The 21,104-nt window shown below is 37.8% G+C and carries 16 protein-coding genes and 2 pseudogenes; all 18 read left to right on the plus strand.

Annotated elements, in window-relative coordinates:
* The first annotated feature begins 25 nt into the window (after window positions 1-25).
* Entirely contained in the window at window positions 26-2,146 is a 2,121-nt protein-coding gene (locus tag F1325_RS14085) for a type VI secretion system Vgr family protein (protein ID WP_160230884.1), read from the plus strand.
* 9 nt (window positions 2,147-2,155) lie between these two features.
* On the plus strand, window positions 2,156-3,160 hold the full coding sequence (locus F1325_RS14090) for a DUF2169 family type VI secretion system accessory protein (RefSeq protein WP_109371272.1): 1,005 nt from the start codon (window positions 2,156-2,158) through the stop codon (window positions 3,158-3,160).
* Between the two features lie 14 nt (window positions 3,161-3,174).
* Window positions 3,175-7,710, plus strand: coding sequence for a DUF6531 domain-containing protein (locus tag F1325_RS14095; protein WP_160230605.1), 4,536 nt, complete (start codon window positions 3,175-3,177; stop codon window positions 7,708-7,710).
* Between the two features lie 2 nt (window positions 7,711-7,712).
* The gene (locus tag F1325_RS14100; RefSeq protein WP_160230606.1) at window positions 7,713-8,201 is read left to right on the plus strand and encodes a hypothetical protein; all 489 of its coding nucleotides are present in this window, start codon (window positions 7,713-7,715) and stop codon (window positions 8,199-8,201) included.
* 266 nt (window positions 8,202-8,467) lie between these two features.
* Window positions 8,468-9,010: pseudogene (locus tag F1325_RS19410) on the plus strand (RHS repeat-associated core domain-containing protein); the annotation flags it as partial.
* 278 nt (window positions 9,011-9,288) lie between these two features.
* The gene (locus tag F1325_RS14110; RefSeq protein ID WP_109371276.1) at window positions 9,289-9,618 is read left to right on the plus strand and encodes a hypothetical protein; all 330 of its coding nucleotides are present in this window, start codon (window positions 9,289-9,291) and stop codon (window positions 9,616-9,618) included.
* A 29-nt stretch (window positions 9,619-9,647) separates the two neighbouring features.
* Window positions 9,648-9,728: pseudogene (locus F1325_RS19570) on the plus strand (RHS repeat-associated core domain-containing protein); the annotation flags it as partial.
* Window positions 9,729-10,079: 351 nt separating this feature from the next.
* Window positions 10,080-10,397 carry a hypothetical protein gene (locus F1325_RS14115; RefSeq protein WP_160230607.1) on the plus strand — a complete coding sequence of 106 codons (318 nt, stop codon included), beginning with the start codon at window positions 10,080-10,082 and terminating at the stop codon, window positions 10,395-10,397.
* A 431-nt stretch (window positions 10,398-10,828) separates the two neighbouring features.
* Complete coding sequence (locus F1325_RS14120) at window positions 10,829-11,314, plus strand: hypothetical protein (protein ID WP_109371280.1); 486 nt, start codon at window positions 10,829-10,831, stop codon at window positions 11,312-11,314.
* A 631-nt stretch (window positions 11,315-11,945) separates the two neighbouring features.
* Entirely contained in the window at window positions 11,946-12,443 is a 498-nt protein-coding gene (gene tssB / locus F1325_RS14125) for a type VI secretion system contractile sheath small subunit (protein WP_088494827.1), read from the plus strand.
* 20 nt (window positions 12,444-12,463) lie between these two features.
* Window positions 12,464-13,942 carry a type VI secretion system contractile sheath large subunit gene (gene tssC / locus F1325_RS14130; RefSeq protein WP_109371282.1) on the plus strand — a complete coding sequence of 493 codons (1,479 nt, stop codon included), beginning with the start codon at window positions 12,464-12,466 and terminating at the stop codon, window positions 13,940-13,942.
* 5 nt (window positions 13,943-13,947) lie between these two features.
* Window positions 13,948-14,385 (plus strand): type VI secretion system baseplate subunit TssE, encoded by a 438-nt coding sequence (gene tssE / locus F1325_RS14135; RefSeq protein WP_160230608.1) that lies wholly within the window; start codon window positions 13,948-13,950, stop codon window positions 14,383-14,385.
* Between the two features lies 1 nt (window position 14,386).
* The gene (tssF, locus tag F1325_RS14140; protein ID WP_160230609.1) at window positions 14,387-16,171 is read left to right on the plus strand and encodes a type VI secretion system baseplate subunit TssF; all 1,785 of its coding nucleotides are present in this window, start codon (window positions 14,387-14,389) and stop codon (window positions 16,169-16,171) included.
* Window positions 16,135-17,184 (plus strand): type VI secretion system baseplate subunit TssG, encoded by a 1,050-nt coding sequence (gene tssG / locus F1325_RS14145; RefSeq protein ID WP_160230610.1) that lies wholly within the window; start codon window positions 16,135-16,137, stop codon window positions 17,182-17,184. The genes tssF and tssG overlap by 37 nt, the downstream gene beginning before the upstream one ends.
* A gap of 4 nt (window positions 17,185-17,188) precedes the next feature.
* Window positions 17,189-18,430 carry a type VI secretion system-associated FHA domain protein TagH gene (gene tagH, locus F1325_RS14150; protein WP_109371289.1) on the plus strand — a complete coding sequence of 414 codons (1,242 nt, stop codon included), beginning with the start codon at window positions 17,189-17,191 and terminating at the stop codon, window positions 18,428-18,430.
* 1 nt (window position 18,431) lies between these two features.
* Window positions 18,432-18,986, plus strand: coding sequence for a type VI secretion system lipoprotein TssJ (tssJ, locus tag F1325_RS14155; protein WP_160230611.1), 555 nt, complete (start codon window positions 18,432-18,434; stop codon window positions 18,984-18,986).
* 2 nt (window positions 18,987-18,988) lie between these two features.
* Window positions 18,989-20,347 (plus strand): type VI secretion system baseplate subunit TssK, encoded by a 1,359-nt coding sequence (tssK, locus tag F1325_RS14160; protein WP_160230612.1) that lies wholly within the window; start codon window positions 18,989-18,991, stop codon window positions 20,345-20,347.
* Window positions 20,340-21,095 carry a type IVB secretion system protein IcmH/DotU gene (icmH, locus tag F1325_RS14165; protein ID WP_109371295.1) on the plus strand — a complete coding sequence of 252 codons (756 nt, stop codon included), beginning with the start codon at window positions 20,340-20,342 and terminating at the stop codon, window positions 21,093-21,095. Before tssK ends, icmH begins: the two co-directional genes overlap by 8 nt.
* The last annotated feature ends 9 nt before the right edge of the window (window positions 21,096-21,104 follow it).

The raw sequence follows: 21,104 nt of genomic DNA on the forward strand, positions 1-21,104 counted from the left end.
TGCTCAGTGGATATTGGAGCGAATGATGTTTGCGAAAGATAAAAAAAATAATTCGACCTCTCAACTTGGTGGATTAAAGAAGAAAGCGCTCGACAAAGCGCAAGCGTTAGCGATTTCTAAAGCAACCTCCGCCCTTTCAGCCTCTACTCAGCAAGCCCTCGCCACAGCTCAGATCGCACAACAAGGGCTTTCGCAAGCCTCATCCATGACCTCTCAAACCTCAGCACTTATTTCTGGCAGTGGTTTTGCGGGAGGAATAAAAAACGACGATATGCCTGGCCTCACATTCTCTGAAGGATTGGCTAAAAATAAAGCCTATGCACAACTGTTAGATTCGCTATTAGGTGCCGTTTCACCTTCGGGTTTAGTTTTTACCTGCCAAATTGCCGGCTTACCCGAAAGTACTTTTCAAGTGACTGAATTTAATTTAAATGAAGGGTTATCACGTTTATTTTCGCTATCCATTAGCGCGGTTACCACATTGCCTTTTATCGATTTTCAATCGCTGTTAGGTGTGGCGTCCTCGTTAACGGTTAAACGTAACGGTAAAGAAGTCCGCACCGTGCGCGGAATATTAGCTGGCGCCGTACAAGGCAATACTGACGGTGTAAAAACGTGGTATCACTTTGACATCCGTCCTGAAATGTGGGTAATGACGCTAAATCAAGACAGCCGTATTTTTCAGCATAAAAAAGTGCCTGAGATTTTAAAAACGCTGTTGGAAGAAGCGCATATCAAAGCAGACAGCAAATTTTACCGTGATGATTTACACCAAACGCGCCCTTATACCACGCAAAAACGAGAATCTGCTTATGCGTTTTGGTGTCGTTTAGCCTTTGAAGAAGGCATTAACTTTTGGTTTGAAGAGAACCAACTGTTTTATAGCGATGAGCATATGGGGATGACAGCGGGTATTCACTTAACCTATAACCCGCAGGCTGAAAGCGATATTACCGACAGCACGGCAACCACATGGCAATACGGCGAATATCTCTGTGTCGATGAAACCATTCAAAAAGACAATAACTTTATCCGTCCTTCTTACCCGTTAGCGCATCAAGCCAAATTAGAGAAAGGTGGTCAGCATAGTGTGTTTGAAAGTTATGGACGCTTTCAAGAAGATGCTCAAGCCGCACCACTCACTGCTATTCGTTTTGAACAACTGCGCAACGGCAGTCGTGTGGGGCGCTCCAGCACCAACTGTTTTGCCTTAATGCCGGGCAAGATTTTCTCGTTAAGCAACCACCCTAGTTTAATGATGAATGATAATTGGCAAGTCATTCAAGTTTCGCATCATGGCGTACAGCCGTTAGCAGATAACGGCGGTGGTGAAGGTACTCAACTGTCTAATAGCGTCGAATTTATTCCCGGTACACAAGAGTGGCGCCCACCGCATCATTACAAACCCACTGCCGATGGCGATGAAGTTGCCACTGTGGTTGGCCCTCCCGGTGAAGAAATTTACGTCAACGAAGTGGGTGCAGTAAAAGTCTATTTTCATTGGGATCGCTATGGCAAACCCGATCACAGTGCCTCATGTTGGGTACGCGTAGCAATGGGTTGGAATGGTAATGGCTATGGTTTTTCTGCCGTACCGCGTATCGGGCAAGAGGTGATTGTCTCTTATTTAAATGGCGATATTGATAGACCGATTATCACCGGTTGCACCTATAACGGGCGTAACGCGCCACCGTTGAAATTCCCTGAAAATATGACTCGCACCACAATCAAAACCAAAACCCATAAGGGTGACGGCTTTAATGAACTGCGTTTTGAAGATGCGGGCGGTAAGCAGGAGATTTTTATTCATGCGCAAAAGGATATGAATACCGTGGTGCTTAACAATCGCACGACGCATGTCTTTAATAGCCACGCTGAAATTATCGATAAAAATCAAGAGATGGTGGTGAAAGGTAATCGTACTGAAACTATTAATGAAAATAACACTGAATCGGTTGGTCAACATAAAAAAATCAGTGTGGGTAATACGTTAGCCATCGATGCAGGGGATGCCCTTGAACTGCGTTGCGGTGCCAGTGTGTTAAGAATGGATAGCGCTGGCCATATCACAATAAATGGTACGGAATTTAGCTTTGAAGCCTCAGGTCCGGTGCAAATCTCGGGCAAAGATGTCGATATCAATTAGGGGCTTCGGATGCTAGCACACGTTATTAACCAGACTCCATTTCCTCATTTTTCCTTTGAAAAACTGGGATATAAAGATGAACATTGGCAAACTCTTGCGGTAAAAGTCACTTGTGATTTTGATCCTCTCACGGGTATATGTGACATTGCTGATGAGCAAAAACCGCTCATTATGGCGGATGTTTACCGAACAACGCCCGAAAATAGCAGTTTATTGCACGAAACAGATCTTGTGTCTTATAAACCCAATGCTGAAATTTATCTCGTGGGTACCGCCCGAACATTAGATGAAATGCCTTTAACTCTGTGGGAAACTGAGCTCTCAATAGGGCAAATCAACAAAAAATTGACCCTCAGTGGGCCTCGTTATTGGGAACATCACCATGATTGGCAATTAAGCTCTCCACAACCTATTTCTGCCTTACCGCTTATTTATGAGAATGCTTATGGTGGCAAGAATAGCCTTCAAGAAGCTTATGAAAAAAATCCAATTGGTTTAGGTTGGTACGAGAGTCGCTATCTTGATAAAGCGCTTCAATATCCTGCCCCTCAAATTCACTATCCTTCTGTGGAACATGCATTTCACCTTAATAAACCGTGGGAAGTTGCAGGCTATGGACAATATAGTCGTTGGTGGCAACAACGTTCACAATTTGCAGGCACCTACAACGACGAATGGCTCAATCAAATAAAGCCTTATTATCCTGATGATTTTAAGTCTGATTTCTTTATGAGTACGCCAGCAGATCAGCATCAACAAGGCTTTTTTGTGGGTAATGAAACCCTTTCATTAAGTGGTTTTTTTACACAAACACCTCGTGTAGACCTTGTTTTACCTAATATTGGTTTTGTCGCCATTCCTCATTTTTCTCATTCAGAAACACCCTATGAGTTATTAAAGCTAGACACAGTATGTGTATCACTTGATGAAAAAAAGCTATACCTCACATGGCGTTATCGCCAATTGATCTCGACGATGGAAAGCACGCTGCAACTTCAGGCTTATAAGTTGTAATAAGGATATTAATCATGACAAAAAAAATCGTCGGGAATAAAAATGCCGATTACTGCGTTATTGCCACAGGCCCTGATGTTTGCCAAGTGGGCAATGCTGTTGTTCCCTTTGATAGTTTTCAGCAACTCAGTGCAGAAGAAACCTATGTTTCCACGGTACGTGTGAATGGTGTACCGACATTAACAGTGGGAAGTGTGATTAAAGGAACACAGGGAAATACAGGGTCTGGCATTATTTCGGGCACCAGTTTAGGACGTGGGAACTGCATTATTACTAGTGGCTCGCCAACCGTGCGCTTTTGTGGTCAATCAGCCGCTTTTCATGGCTCTGATGTCATGATGAACAACAATAATGTACCGGGTCGCCTCTATTCTGAAGAAAAAACCCTACAAAAAGCCAATGAAGCCACGGAAATTTCCACTGAAGTATCACCAGAAAAAAAACGTCCAGAGCAGATGTCCTATCAAGAGCTGAAACGCTTGATGGATGACTCTTATCATGAAGCAGAATTAATCGGTGGAAAAAACTTACCAGATACCACCATAGGCGCAGGAAAAGGCTTTTTAAATGGTTTAATTGGTTTGGTTGAAACCATAGCCAAAGCCAATGCCGTCAGTGCGTCCTATCAAATGGAATCGCAAGCCTATGGTCCAGCAACGTGGTTTATGTCAGAGAAAGGAAAACAGCAATACACTGAAACAATGACGTCACTTGCCCATGAAATGCGCAAAGAAGAAAACTTACCCCAATTTGAACGGCTAAAGTACGACAACCAAGCACAAGAATCAGGCGCCTTAATAGAAGAAGTCGGTGAATATGTTTTTCTCACCAAAGCGGCAGCTAGTTTATTGCAAAATGGTATTAAAGCATTACCTCGACTCATTAGAAAAGATCCACCTCCACCAAAAGAAGCCACTTTATTAACCAAACCACAAGGTGAAAATAGCGCCAATATAAAGCCCAATAAATCCTGCAACAGTAAAGCGGTCTGTGAATCCGATCCTGTTAACGTTGCCACAGGCGATTTTATTCAAGTTTGGGAAGTGTTCTCCCTTTCAGGGCTTTTACCCCTTTCATTACGACGAACCTATCGCTCAACAGGTACCGCATCCGGCTTATTTGGTCCAAAATGGACAGATAACTGGTCGATATTCTTAGAAATTCAATCGGATAATATCATTTATCACAATGAAGAAGGGGCACAAATCACCTATCCTTATACAGATACTCATCTCAATATCCGTAATACTTATTATCCTCATGTTCTGCTCTCTGGTGATACAAAAGCTAATATAGGTTTATTCGACAATCGCACCCAATTGACGCATCATTTCAACCATATAGATGGATCTTATCGACGCCTATCTGCCATTACAGACAATAATCATCAACGTATTGATTTTATTTACAACGAACAACATCAATTAATCTCTGTGTCGCGTAATGGTATTACAGCGCTTTACTTGGATTACCATTCTCATCAATTAAGTCATATTACCTTAGCCAATAAGATTATCTCTCAACCATTAGTTACTTGTCAGTATGATAAACAAGGTTATTTGAGTGAATGTAATGCTTATCAGCAGAATCACTTATGGCATGAATATACTGCCGAAGGTTTTATGTCTCGTTGGCATGATACAGACCAAACGGATTATTACCTTGAATATGACAAATATGGCAGAGCGATAAAAAATAGCTCACCATCTGGTTATTGGTGTGGTGGTTTTATTTATGATGATGTTCATAAGATGACCACCTATTTCAACAATGAAGGTGAGCAATCTTACTATTATTATAATGATGCAGGTCTCGTTACACATGCAATTGATGCATTAGGGCGTGAAACCAAAACACAGTGGCATAATAATCAAAAAATAAGTGAAACCAATGCACTAGGACAAACGACTTCTTATCTCTACCACTATGATGGCAATATTGCGCAAATTACCTTTCCTGATGAACGATCCATTGAGTATCAATATAATACTCAAGGTCAGTTGACAGAATATGTCTCCCCCTTTGGCGATAAATGGCAACTGATCTACGACGACAAAGGCAATTTAACCACAGTTACCGATCCGCAAGGTCGCCAACAAGCCTATGAATACAGCCAACATGGCGAACTGCTTAAAGCTATTCAGCCGAATGGTGCACAGTGGCAGTATGAATATAACCACGCAAATCAATTAATAAAAAGCACCAACCCTTATCAACACAGTACCGAATACCAAAGCGATGAGCTAGGTCGATTACTGCAAGTCACCAATGCGCTAAACCACACCACTCGCTATCAATACAGCAAAGAGCATGATGGTGTTAACGGCAGTCTCAGCGATATTTTACTGCCTGATGATATTCATCAACATATTGAATATGACAGCGAACGCCGTGTTGTCGCCGTCACCGATGGCGAAGGCAAAACTACGCGCTATCGTTACGGTGCATTTGATTTATTACTCGCCACAATACGCCCTGATGGCACGGAAATTCGCTTTGAATATGACTCACTAACGCGACTCAAAAAAGTCATCAACGCCACAGGGGATGTCTATTCTTATGAGCGTGATAAAGCGGGTCAAATTATTCGTGAAGTGGATTTTACAGGACGTGAAATTCAATATCGCTACGACCGCTTAGGGCGACGTATTGCAACTCGTTACCCTGATAATCATGAACTCCGTTATCATTATGATGAGACAGGGTTAGTTACCGAACAAAGCATTTGGCTAGCTGACGGCATCGAGCATAAGTGCCTTTCTACTACCACGTATCAATACAATGAACGTTTGCAACTTATTCGATCCACCAATCCTGATTCGGTGGTGGAATTTGAGTATAACGACCAAGGGCATTTGTGTTGTGAGCGCATTAATGGGCAAGAAATCAAGCATCAATGGGATGAAGAGCACGATATCCTCACCCAAACCCACTTTGGTGAGCGTGAACTTAACTATGCTTTTGGTCAACTTCATGAACTGACCTCATTGCAAGTCAATCAACATGCACCATTGCAGTTTAGTTATAACGCGCTGGGACAAGAGTTTTTACGCCAAAGCCAAGCGGGTTTTGCTAATTCGAGCCATTACACCGCCACTGGCTTATTAGCCCATCAACGTGCAGGTCGAGGAACTGAGTTCTTTTTACAATCGCTACACGATAATCCGCTTCAACCACCAATATCGACCGATGTTCACCGAGGTTATCAATACGATAAAGCCTTTAATCTGGTCGATATCGATGATGCTCGCTGGAACCGGACGCAATATCGCTATAACACCAATGATCAAATTGTTGAAACCCAATACAGCAACCAGTTTGAACTCCAAAGCGAGAAATTTCAGTACGATAACAATCTCAATATCACCGAGCACCAATTTATTCCGTCTGACGCGCAAGGTGCCTTTTTACAACTGGCGCAGCAGCAACAAAAAGGCCGCGTGACACGTCGTATTACCACCAAAGGTTATCAAGATTATCACTACGACGTTAATGGTCGATTAACACAAAAAGTAGTTCATCAGCACGGTTTTCGGGCAAAAACGTGGTATTACCAATGGAATACCCTTAACCAACTTATCGCCTGTTTTAATCCTGAGGGGGAATGCTGGCGTTATACCTATGATGCTTTTGGCAGAAGACTCAGTAAACACAAGGTGGTCGATAATCGCCCTACACCACCGTTAAACTCGCCCTTTAAAGATAAACGCGTTCAGCGTGTGGATTATCTGTGGTCGGGCAACCAAATGGTGCAAGAAACCCCGATTTATGCCGATGGTACATCCGCTTATGATTCGCAAATTCAGTGGCTCTATCAACCCAATGAAATCACCCCAACGGCACGTTATCAAAGTGGAAAACTGCATTATGTGGTGACTGACCACCAAGGCACCCCGCGAGAAATCTTTAGCGAAAAAGGCATTGTCAGTTGGGCAGGTCGGTTGAATACATGGGGACAAATGGCGTTTTGGCAATCTCATGATAATTATGCCGATAACGACCCTGAATATACCGAATGCCATTTTCGTTTTGCGGGACAATATGAAGATAAAGAAAGTGGCTTGTATTACAATCGCTTTCGCTACTATGATAAGGACACTGGGCAATATATTTCACCAGACCCAATAGGATTATTAGGTGGCTTTAATCCTTATGGGTATGTGCATTGTCCAACGGGATGGGTAGATCCGTTTGGGTTGTCAGATAAAGATATAGTCAAAGTTAGACACCATACATCAGTAGAAGGACTTGAGGGTATAAAAAGAGATCAATCCATTTGGCCCGCTAGAGGAGAACCTATTGGAGTACACGTAGAGGTTGCACCTTTTAAAGATACTCCTTTTACTAGCGCTAAAGATGTAGGTGCAAATGGGCAAGGATCCTATATAGAATTTGAAGTTCACAAAGATACTTTAGTTCAAACACATCTTGGTAGTAATAGGGTCACAGCAATAATACCAAGTGAACACCCCTTATCTTTAAAAGATAAAAATGCTATATATAAAAAACAATCATGGTGGGATCGTATGATGAGAGGAAGTTGCAAATAATTATGAATACTTATTACTATTATGATGATAAATTTTTACTAACTTTATATGCATACCTAAAACAAACTGAATCGTCTATCGTTAGAGGATTAAGTGATAAATGGGAGCCTGCTAGCATTTATTTAGAAAAACACTCATTAACGCATAAGTTAATAGATACGTTAAATTCAAATAAAATTAACCCTAATGAAAAATTTGATAATATATTTTATAAAGCCTATCTTAGAGTGAAAGGAAAACAGTTTATCACATCCAATGAGGCTGATAATATATATATATTATTAAAAGCCATCAACGAAGCTATTTATTATAAAAAACCACAAATATATATTTTAGGTTTTTTAAGAAAAGAAATAATTAAAACTTCAAATAAAATAAGAACCCGAATTAGCTGTAAAAAAAGAAAATTATTAGCTGATAATGTAGAGCATTATAATCAACACTATAATGGTAAATTCTATACTATTGAACAAATAGTAAATGGGCTTTAATTTTACTATTTAATAGAGCAATAAAACTAATAACATCTTAGAGGTAAGATATTATTTTTTATCTCAAAATATTTCAAAACACATTGGATTATTGGATTGGCTCTCAATAGTATCTAGCATCTCAATATCACGGAACACCAGTTTATTCCGCCTGATGTGTAAGGTATGTTTTTACAACTGGTGCAAAGCAACAAAAAGGTGTCGATAATCGCCCTACGCCGCCTTTAAGCTCGCCCTTTAAAGATAAACGCGTTCAGCGTGTGGATTATCTGTGGTCGGGCAACCAAATGGTGCAAGAAACCCCGATTTATGCCGATGGTACATCCGCTTATGATTCGCAAATTCAGTGGCTCTATCAACCCAATGAAATCACCCCAACGGCACGTTATCAAAGTGGAAAACTGCATTATGTGGTGACTGACCACCAAGGCACCCCGCGAGAAATCTTTAGCGAAAAAGGCATTGTCAGTTGGGCAGGTCGGTTGAATACATGAGGACAAATGGCGTTTTGGCAATCTCATGATAATTATGCCGATAACGACCCTGAATATACCGAATGCCATTTTCGTTTTGCGGGACAATATGAAGATAAAGAAAGTGGCTTGTATTACAATCGCTTTCGCTACTATGATAAGGACACAGGGCAATATATTTCACCAGACCCCATTGGATTATTAGGTGGCTTTAATCCTTATGGGTATGTGCATTGTCCAACGGGATGGGTAGATCCGTTTGGGTTGACTCCATGTCCTCCCCCCAAAATAAGAGGAACCCAGACTGGATTTAGAAAACCGGGGCAAATAGACGGTATAAAAAGAGCAATGCTTGATGGATCTTTTGATTTTAAGGATATAAAAAAGAGAATTGGTGGGTATTTAGATTCCAAAGGGACATATCATGTTACGGAAGGACATCATAGAATGGCTGCAGCTCAAGAAATATATAAAGAAACAGGTAATTCACAATACATTACTCAATTATTGAATGAAGGCAGATGGACTAAACAGGACTTACCACCTCTCGAATCTAAACCAATGCCATCAAGAAGTTTTTTAGGTAGCTTAAGGAATAAACTAGGATTTTAACTATGAGAAAAATTGAAATATATTCTAATATGTTATGGAGATCTCTTTCTTATATAAGGAATATTCAAACTCAAACATGTATAGGAAAAGCTTTTAATAAGTCATGTTATTATGAGGCAGAATTATTACATAATGTTGTAATATCCATTATTGAAGAAGAAATAACTTCCAATGACATATACTTTTTAAATAATCAAGCTAAATTTTATTTGGAAAAAGCTAACAAAAGAGAGTGTACTAATTATTTTTCTCATCAAGATGATATAAAAAAATTATTTAGTATCGTCCCTGAGCACTTAAAAGATAAACTTGAATGGGATGGACCAGAATGACTTTTCCTTTTAAATAATAAGTACACGAGCAATATATTTCACCAGACCCAATAGGATTATTAGGTGGCTTTAATCCTTATGGGTATGTGCATTGTCCGACAGGTTGGGTTGGAAGGGTGCCCTATCATTGATTCAGCTAAGTTTGATTATTTCTTTGGTAGAGTTAATTCTAATCCTCACAATAAGGCTCGGTCTGAACAAATGGCTATAGTGATGAAATAATTAGGGGTACCTGATAACCCCGCAAGGCATAAAATATTATCGGATCATTTAGTCCAAGCAGCTAACACACCATCTAATATTGCCAATCAATTTACCAAAACGGTTAAAGGTAAAACTTTAACTTTTGTAACCAAAGATTCTCTTTTTGCTGGACCTAGCGGAAAATTTGCTCATTTTGAGTCAACTTGGGAAGTTTCAGTTGATGGAACCTTAAGATTAACAACAATGATACCTAAGCTATGGTTAAACAATTTGATACACAAATGTTAGAGGCATTTGGCTTGAAACCCGAAAACTTCGATGCTGACTTTTTGCAATGGACTTATACCTTCATCAAAGAAAGTATAAAACTAGACTTGGTTTACTCCATGGATAAGACAATATCTACTTCATTATATGTAAACAATACTTTAACTGTTTTTTGTTTTGGATATGGACTAAAACTACTCAGAATTGATAAGGATAAAATATATGGAGAAACTGACTTTAATGGCATTAAAAGATCATTAGAGATTGATCCTCTTAATATCACTTTCAAATGGGAAGATTCTTTTTAGTAAGCGTGTGATTCCTCTTATTTCCTCGCTTACTCAATTTAGTCTTTAGCCGCTTACATACTCAACCATCAGCTCACGCATAGAATTTTTTACTTCATTCAATTGCGTTTGCTATTGGTGGTTTTATTCCCTAATAGTTTGGATATCTTCATTACAACAATATAGCTCATATCTAAATTTGCTTATTTTAGCTATGTCTCTTTTCTCTTCATAAGATATCGACGATGCCAGTTTGAAGGCCAAAGTGAGAAATTTCAGTACGATAACAATCTCAATATCACCGAGCATCAATTTATTCCGTCTGTCAACACGGTTTTCGATCGAAAACGTGGTATTACTAATGGTAATATGTCTTATCAAAACATTTAAAATAAATAATCTAAAATTCACACTAAAAAAAATAAGTAAAACTAAAAAAGTAGATAAAATTAATGAATATAAATTTATTACAAAACAAATGGCTAAATAATCAATTAATCGGGCTAGCTCTTATTTATGATTGCTCTGGATTAATAAGATTTATCGATATTGATTTTATTAAAAATTCTAAATTAACACATTCCTATCAAAAAGAATATTTTCTTACATATGAAGGTGATACAACATTAAATACACTGCTAAAAGACAATGATGACATTTGGTCAGAAATTCAGATAAATAACAAAGTATTCGTTGATGATAAGCATATCGTGCTCTGTGGTGAAGGTGAAATGGGGAGTGATGGATTTATTGTTAAAATGGATATAAATAATAATATAAAGTGGTTTTTATACTCAACAACGTCAAATCCATTTATCAATATTAAACAAAAAGAAAATAATATTTATATACAATCAACATCAAATTTTTATATTGTTTTAAATTTAATCAATAATGATATTTTTATCCATAACGGAAATATTTTATCTAATAAATAAAAATCTCACAGAAACAACCATAATTTCACTTAGGGTTATTTATCCCTCCCATTTTAATTACAAATAAGGATAATAACAATCCGTTACATTATTTTTTCTTATAAAACCGCTCTATTTTTCATCAAAAAGAATGCGATATTTTAAAACAAGAAAATAAACAAACCTAAAATCATTAAATTAAATTAACCTTAAATATTAATTAGTTATGTGAAATTAAAATAAATAACTCATAGTGAAATTTCTATTTCCTATATTTACAATTTAAATTAAATATAAATTAATTAATTCCTATCGAGTTGCATAATATGAGTAAAACAGATGAAAAAACTTACTTACAAAGTTAAATCATTATATTTAAATTAAATGCAAAGCTAATTAACTGTAAATAAAATTAAAGAACGTTAAATATTTCTTATTGACTAAAGAACTGTTTTATATAAAACTAAATGCATATATTAGAAAAATTACTTATTATTTTATTTTTAGTTATTATTTTATTTCTACCAGGAAAATTAAACTCATATAAGGTAATTATATTATTGCCTAGGATAGGTATTTCTTAATTTAAATTATTCATCAATACGCTGAGTATTTAATTAAGAACTTAAGCTAAATAAGGAGCTTAGTTTAAATGAGTAAAAATACTCTTGGTAGTGTTGCGCCCAAAGAACGTATTAATATTAAATACATCCCTAATGATGGCGGTGTTCAATCTGAAGTCGAATTGCCTTTAAATATGCTTATTGTGGGCGATATGAAAGGAAAGACTGAAGAAACGCCCATTGAAGATCGTAAAACCATTTCAATTAATCAGAACAACTTTAACTCTGTTATGGAAAGTGCGGGTATTAATCTTAATATCGCGGTTCCAAATGCATTAGATGAAAAAAGTGAGTCTGATCTTAACGTCAATTTAGAGATTAAATCACTACAAGATTTTTCTCCGGATAATATTGCACGCCAAGTTCCTGAGCTAAAAAAACTATTAGAACTAAGAGAAGCGCTTGTTGCGCTAAAAGGTCCTCTTGGCAATATCCCTGCTTTTAGAAAACGTCTGCAAGAGCTTCTGGAAAATGAAGCCACACGCGAACAGTTACTCAAAGAGCTTGATATTGCCAGCCAAAAATAATATTTACAGAGGATTATTCTATGTCTTTAGTTAATGAAGCCCAACAAGAGCAGATAACAACGTCTGGCGGCTCTTTGCTTGATGAAATTATGGCGCAATCAAGAATGTCGCCAGAAACCGAAGCTTATGATATTGCAAAACAAGGCGTTGCTGCGTTTATTAGCAATATTTTTGCTAGCCCGTCAGAAGAAGAGCCAATCAATAAGCTACTGATTGATAAAATGCTTGTTGAGTTAGACACTCAATTAAGTGCTCAAGTCGACCAAATTTTACATGCGCCAAAATTTCAAGAAATTGAATCTTCTTGGCGTTCATTAAAATTACTTGTTGATCGTACTGATTTTCGTGAAAACATTAAAATCAATATCTTACATGCTACAAAAGAAGAACTATTAGAAGATTTTGAGTTTTCACCTGAGATTGTACAATCCGGTTTCTATCAGCATGTTTACTCATCAGGCTATGGTCAATTTGGTGGTGAACCCGTCGCAACAGTGATTGGTAACTATGCCTTTAATAACACCACGCCTGATCTGAAATTAATGCAATACGTCAGTGCTGTGGGTGCAATGGCTCATGCGCCATTTATTTCATCCGTTTCACCTAATTTCTTAGGCATTAATAGCTATGCTGAATTGCCTGCAATTAAAGATTTGAAATCCGTATTTGAAGGTCCTGCTCACACCAAATGGCGTTCACTGCGAGAATCTGAAGATGCGCGTTATTTAGGTTTAACAGCACCTCGTTTCTTAGTGCGTTTACCTTATTCACCTACTGAGAATCCAATTAAGTTATTTAATTACTCTGAAGATGTGAAGCAAGATCATGAACATTACTTATGGGGTAATACCGCTTTCTTATTAGCAAGTTGTATTAATGACAGCTTTGCAAAATATCGCTGGTGTCCAAATATTATTGGTCCTCAAAGTGGCGGAACTGTAGGTGATTTACCTGTTCATAACTTTGAAGCGATGGGTGAATTACAAACTAAGATCCCAACAGAAGTTTTAGTTACTGATAGACGTGAATTTGAGTTAGCAGAAGAAGGTTTTATCACCTTAACAATGCGTAAAGGCAGCGATAATGCCGCTTTCTTCTCTGCAAACTCAGTACAAAAACCGAAAAACTATCCTAATACGCGTGAAGGAAAATTAGCAGAAACTAACTATAAGTTAGGAACACAGCTTCCTTACATGTTTATTATCAATCGTTTAGCTCACTATATTAAAGTGCTACAACGCGAACAAATTGGTTCATGGAAAGAGCGCCAAGATCTTGAGCGGGAGCTTAATATCTGGCTAAAACAATATATTGCGGATCAAGAAAATCCACCCGCAGATGTTCGTAGTAGACGCCCTCTTCGCTCTGCGCAAATCCAAGTTCTTGATGTTGATGGTGATCCAGGTTGGTATCAAGTGGCTATTCAAGTTCGCCCTCATTTTAAATATATGGGTGCAAACTTTGAGTTATCACTTGTTGGTCGCTTAGATAAGGAATAAGTGCGATGACAGCTCTATATAATTTGGAAGACAACCCCGCTTCCAGTTTATTTGAGCGCATACAGGGGAAGAGTTCAGGCTCTTCCCAACGCGCAAAAATCCAAGCGTTACTCATGTCAATTAAGCAAAATTTAAATCAGGTTTTAAACAGCAGACCTTTAGGTTGCCAAAGTACTCCCGCTTTAGGCATTCCTGATTTAAACGATGCGACATTAACAGGAGTCGATTTCAAGGTTCATTTATCCAATATTATTGCGGATTGCATTACGACTTATGAACCAAGAATAACCAATGTCACTGTTCATTTTATAGAAAATGAAGCAGAGCCACTGTCGCTGCAATTTAATATTACTGCTTTTCTCTTATTAGAAAATCAAAAGCAACTTATTGAATTTAACGTGCAATTAGACAGCAACCGTAGATACCAATTGACGCAATTTTAATATGTCTTCAAATCACTATTTTGATAATGAACTAAGCTATCTCGATAAGCTTGAACAATATGTTGCAACTGAAAAACCGCAGCTTATTAATCAAATATCTGAAAGGGTGCGTGATCCTGATGCTGCGCGCCTTTTAGACGGCATTGCTTATTTATCAGGTAATTTACGAGAACAAATAGATAGACAATTTCCTGAACTAACAAACAGTTTAGTGAATATGCTATGGCCGGCTTACGCACGTCCATTTCCTAGCATGACAGCAATGGAATATCGTACTGAAGTCACTCAAAAATATGCGATTAAAATAGCAAAAGGGCAACCTTTTGTTAGCCGCCCACTCTATATTCAAAATGAATTAGCCGACAATGATGAAGATAATTGGCATAAATGCCAATTTACACAGTGTCGTGATTTATGGGTACTTCCAATACAAATAACACAAGTGACTCAAAATCAGGATACATTGGATATTCATTTTTCTCTAAACCAATTACAGTCATTAGCTGAAGTTGGCTTAGAGAAACTGTGTATTTATCTTAATGGGCTTTCTTATACAACGACTCAGTTATTTTATTTATTAAATAACAAAGTCAAAAAAGCAAAAATAACAACCAATCAGCATCAATTTACCTTAGCGCATTTTGCTATTGAACCTATGGGTTTTCATGCTGAAGACTCTCTTTTACCTTATCCTAAAAATAGTTATGAAGGATATCGCTTATTACAGGAATACTTTTGTTTCCCTGAGGCATTTATGTCTTTATTAATCAAAGGATTAGATAATATCCCTCCTGCTTTGGTTTCTGATACTTTTACACTATCAATTCAATTTGATAGTGATATTCCAGAAGCCATGCTGATCACGGAAGATTGCATAAAGATAAATTGCGTACCTGCTGTTAATTTATTTGAATCGGAAAGTGAAGCAATAAATTTAACGGGAAAAGAAACAGAATATGTTCTAAATAAAAGTCATAAAAAACAAGATTGTTATGATATTTTCTCAATAAATACGATCCAAGGTTTACGTTATATTCCGAATCAGCGTTCTTATATTACTCATTACACGGCTTTCGAAAGTTTTCACCATCAAAATAATCAAGAAAATCCAGAAAGAACGGGTTATTACCGTTTGAAAATAGCACACCATAAATCACATTATGGTTATCAACATACCTTGTCATTTGTGCGAAATAATGAACCTGACTTACTAAACTGTGAAGAAAGTATTTCAGTATCGATGAACTGTACTAATCGTACACTCGCTTCTTCATTATCTTCTCATTCGATAAAGCTTGATGAAAATAGCGTTATTTCCGGTATTTTATCTGCCAGTAATATAATTAAACCAACAAAAGCACTTTATCCTTTATTAGGAAATACGTTGTATTGGTCAGAACTCACTAATTTATCTATTAATTATCAATCTTTATTAAGCTTAACTGCACTCAAACAAATTTTACAGTTATACGATTTTAAAGCGACGTTCTATCAACAATCAGCTCGCCAATCTCAAAAATGCCTCGATGCAATCACAAATTTAAGAACAGAGCCTATTGAGTATTTGTATAAAGGTTTGCCTGTAAGAGGTGTAAAAACAACATTATCGATACATCAAAGCGCCTTTATTTCAGAAGGAGCAATGTATCTATTTTGTTCTGTATTAGCACAATTTTTTACCCTTTATACCAGCGTTAATATGTTTCACGAATTGGAAGTTATTAATTTAGATAATAAGGAAATTTATCTTTGGCCAGCGAAAATAAATCAGCAAATACTCAAATAACAGATATTGAGAAAATTCAAAGCTGGCTAAATAAGAAAGCGGGCAAATCTGTTACTGAATATAGCTTCTATCAATTAGTTGAGTTGCTTAATAAACTGCATTCTCATAAAACAGCATTGAATAATGAAGTCTCTATTCAGTTTAGATCAAACGCTAATACGGCGTTTCCAACTCGTGATGTCGTTTCATTACGTCAAGATGAACAAGGTCAGTTTGATCTAGAAGTGTCTTTTTTGGGTTTGCATGGTAGCCAATCGCCATTACCAGGTTATTACCTTGATCATTTCGCATGGGAAGATGCTCAACAAGCCAATCAATTAACTGATTATCTTAATTTATTTAATCACCGCTTAGTGACTTTACTCCATCGTATATGGCGTAAATATCGCTATTACATCTGTTTTGAAGATGGTGGTCATGACGCATTTTCTCGTCATATGTTCTCTTTGGTAGGACTAGGAAGCGAAGCCAATCGTGGCATGATGAACATCAACCACAGCAAAATGCTGGCTTATGCCGGATTGCTTGCCAGCCCAAGTCGCTCCCCTGATGTTATTTGTAGCTTAATTTCTCACTGCTTTGATTTAGAAAAAGTGGAATTAATCGGGTGGCAAATACGCAAAGTTCCTATTCCTGAAGATCAACAAAACCGTTTAGGTGTTGTTGCTCGTCATTCAGGGCAGAAATCACGCCCAAAAATGGTTTTAGGTGAAAATTTTAATATTGGCTCTCATATCTATGATTGCAATGGTAAATGTACGATTGAAATTAGTGAATTGCCTCTCGATCGCTATATGTCATTTCTTCCCAATGGCAAAGACTTTTTGTCACTTATTACTTTCGTTTCTTACATCATGCATGAACAACTTGCGTGGGATTTACGCTTACGCATTGCAGACAAACAGGCTAATGGGATCTGCTTAGGTAAAGAGCAACACAATCAATTAGGTTGGCAAAGTTTTCTAGGAAAGCCTGAAGCCAATCCTAGTGTGACAATGACTATTTTGGAATAATATTATGGATAACTATTTACCCACAATCTCTTTTCGCTTAATAAATAGTGAGTTGCTTGAAAGTGGCTATGTACCAAATAGTCAATTTACACAACTTGGTGGCACGATTGGTAGCAGTAAACAATCACACTGGGTAATACAAGATACTCAATCATCTATTGCATCCACACAATGCGCTATCGCTTGGCAAGATAAACAGTTTTGTTTAAAAACACTTGTTGAACCTGTTTATATTAACAATGCACTGATCCCCATTCATATTGGGGCGGTCTGTTTATCTCAAAACGATCAAGTCAAAATCGGGCAATTAGTTTTATCCGTTAATATCAATTTAACGCAAAACAATAAACAAGATCTTATGGCGATGACGCCACAATCATTGATCGAGACTGATGATAATCCACTAGATCCCTTGCTACAAAAAAACTCCCCTTCTGTTCATAAAACAGAAAGTCCTCTGCCTTTAGCTCCGACAGTTTCAGGCTCAATGACGCATGATCCATTAAAAGCCCTTGAGAATGAAAGCTTAGAGCTTATTCAAGGATCATCTTCTAACGCGCATCATTACTCTCTTTCTTCGCCTCGTTCAGATAACCAGGGAGATCTCATGGTTCAGGAATTTATGGATTTGCCAGAAATAACTTCTCAAGATAATGAAACAAATGCAGACGTAGACTATGTCGCAATTAATCCATTAATGAAAGGACTGGGCGTACACCTTAACTTACAAAACTCACAGCAAGCGAATGATTTTCTTATTGAATTAGGAAAAACCACGCAATCTGCAATTAAAGGTTTATTAGCATTACAACAGCAGGAAAATTTACAAGATAAACAGCTACGCCCAATTGAAGATAATCCGCTTCGTTTAAATAATGAATATGACAGTGTTATGCGTTTAATGTTTACGGATGAACGTAGCCCTGTGCATTTATCCGCACCTTCTGCTGTCGCAGAAAGCTTACACAATGTGCAATTGCATTATCACGCTAATCAAGAAGCCATTTCTGCTGCATTAGCCACGTTATTAGAAGCCTTCTCTCCAGAGCATTTATTAAAACGTTTTTCTCATTATCGCCGTAGTTACGACAACACGCCAAGTGATAGCGCTTGGGCTTGGGATATGTATACCAATTATTACAATGAGTTAGCATCATCTCGCCAACAAGGTTTTGAGAAACTATTTTATGAGGTCTATACCCACGCTTATGACCGCGCCTTAAGAAAAGGGCTTGATGAGGTGTGATATGTCGATAAAAACGTTCATGACTTACCTCTTTTTTATTTTTGCAGCCACTCAACTCAGTGGGTGCAGTAGCCCTATTGAAGCCATATCAAAAATAGGCAAAGTCATGTGGGACCCATCAACACCTGTGGGTAAAGAAAAAGAGCAGCTTTCAATTGTCTCACTCACGTTATTAGCAGAGCCTGAAATCAATCCTAATGATCAAGGCGAGGCAACGCCGGTTCAATTACAAATTGTGTATATGAATGAAGAGTCGATCTTTGCGTCTTTAGATCAAGACCAAATTATTGAAGAAGATTGCGATCTGAAAACGCTATTAAAGAAAAATTATATCGATCATCAAGATTACACCCTTTTACCAGATCAATATAAGCCGCTCGATCCCATTGAGCTAGATAAAAAGAATAAGTATATCGGGATCATTGCCTATTACTCAGATGTCAATATCACACAATGGAAGAAAATATTAAAAATCAATGGGATTGGTCATCATTACAATCTACTCGTCCATATCAAAGAAAATGAAATTGAATTTAGAAAAGAAGAGGATCAATAACAATGTCTACGAAAAATAAAGTGATATGGCATGAAGGGTTGTTTATTAAACCTCAGCATTTTCAGCAGCAGCAACGTTATCAAGACTATATTATTGAAACGCTGATAAAAACCTATCACGCTCATTACTATGGTTTAAGCCAACTAACGCTGAATACTGAATTATTAAGCCTTGGCCGCATTGGTCTTAAAGAAGCCTCTGGAATTATGCCTGATGGCACGCTGTTTTCTATTCCACAGCAAGATAATCTTCCTTCACCCATTGATATTTCACAAATTAATGAAGGCAGTGACAACATTGTCTACTTGGCATTGCCATTACAAAACAGCACAGTCAGTGAGATCTCACATTCCCATAACGGCAATCACTTATTGGCACGTTATAGCGATGTATTAACACAAGTACGTGATTTACATACTGAAAATGGGGATGTCAGTACACTCAATATCGCGAAACTCAATCCTATTTTAAAATTAGGAAAAACAGAGTTAGACGCTTATGTCATGTTACCTATCTGCAAAATAAGAGAAATCAGCGCTGATGGTAGTTTAATTCTGGATAAAAACTATATTCCTACCTGCTTAAATGCGCGAATTTGTCCAATTTTAGCGGAGTTTTTAGCCGAAGTTGAAGGCGCCCTATTTGAGCGAGGACGCCAAATTGCAGAACGTATTGGCTCTCCTGGTCAACAAGGCGTTGCTGATGTCGCAGAATTTATGATGTTGCAGCTACTTAATCGCGCTTATCCTCAATTTTCACATTTATCTAAGCAGACTGTCGTTCATCCAGAACAACTCTTTAAAGAGCTACTTCAATTTAATGGTGAAATTCAAACTTTCACTAATGGCTCTCGTTTGCCTGATAAATTACCGAGTTATCACCACTACGACTTGGCAGCAGGTTTTTTGCCCCTAATTAAATCTATTCGGCAAGCATTAAGTGTCGTCTTAACACCAAGAGCGGTACCTATTCCATTGCAAAAACAAGAGCATGGCATTCGTGTTGCGACAATTCATGACAGACAACTTCTGCAAAATGCGGAATTTATTATTGCGGTGCGCGCTCAGTTACCTCAAGAGCAACTGCGTCGCCAATTCGCCCAACAAGCAAAAGTGACGTCAGTGAATCAAATTCGTGATTTAGTCAGTGTTCAAATGCCTGGTGTTGGTTTTATTCCGTTATCAACAGCACCTCGTCAATTGCCATATCACTCAGGCTATACCTATTTCCGCTTAGATCCTCAAGGCGAGTCATGGGCAGATATACAGAAACACGGAAATATTGCATTCCACGTATCAGGACAATTCCCTGAACTTGATATTCAACTTTGGGCAATAAGAAGTGGAACACAACATGAGTGATTTATCATTAATACAAGAGGTTACTGAAAAGAAAGCGAGCCATAAATCATATCAATTACCATTGCGTGGTAACAACATCAATCCAATGATTGATGTTGCAACACCATTGCTGGGTATGGTGATCAGAATGAAATCAATGTCGGCAACGCCACTATCAGAAAAGCTTTTTCAGCAAGTGGTCACTGATATTCAAGCCATTGAGCAACAACTTCAAACTCACGGCTATGAGCCGGGAGCCATTGTTTCATTCCGCTATGTGTTATGCACATTTATTGATGAAGCAGCATTAGAGCTGGGTTGGGATCAAGATAACGATTGGGTAAAACAATCCTTATTAGTACATTTTCATAATGAATCATGGGGTGGTGAAAAGGTTTTCGTATTAATAGAACGCTTATTAGGTGAGCCTAAACGTTACCTCGATTTATTAGAGTTTATTTATCTCTGTTTATGCCTTGGCTATCGCGGTCGCTATAAAGTCAGCAATGGCTATGGAGATGACTTTAATAAATTACTTCGCCAACTGCAAAAACAGATCCAACAACTTAAAGGTGAGTCTCAACCCGTTGTTTTATACAAAGAAAATGGCATCAAGTCACATCAATATCGTTTAGGACAACGCTTTGGTGTTCGTTATATCGCCATTGGCTCGCTGATCTTCGCCACGATTATTTACACAGTTTATGCTTCTAGATTGAGACATCAAACTCTCAATATTTTGGAACAGCTTAATACACTTCTTAGCTAGGACGCCTTT

Origin of the sequence: Proteus columbae (assembly GCF_009914335.1) — a bacterium.
GTDB lineage: Bacteria > Pseudomonadota > Gammaproteobacteria > Enterobacterales > Enterobacteriaceae > Proteus.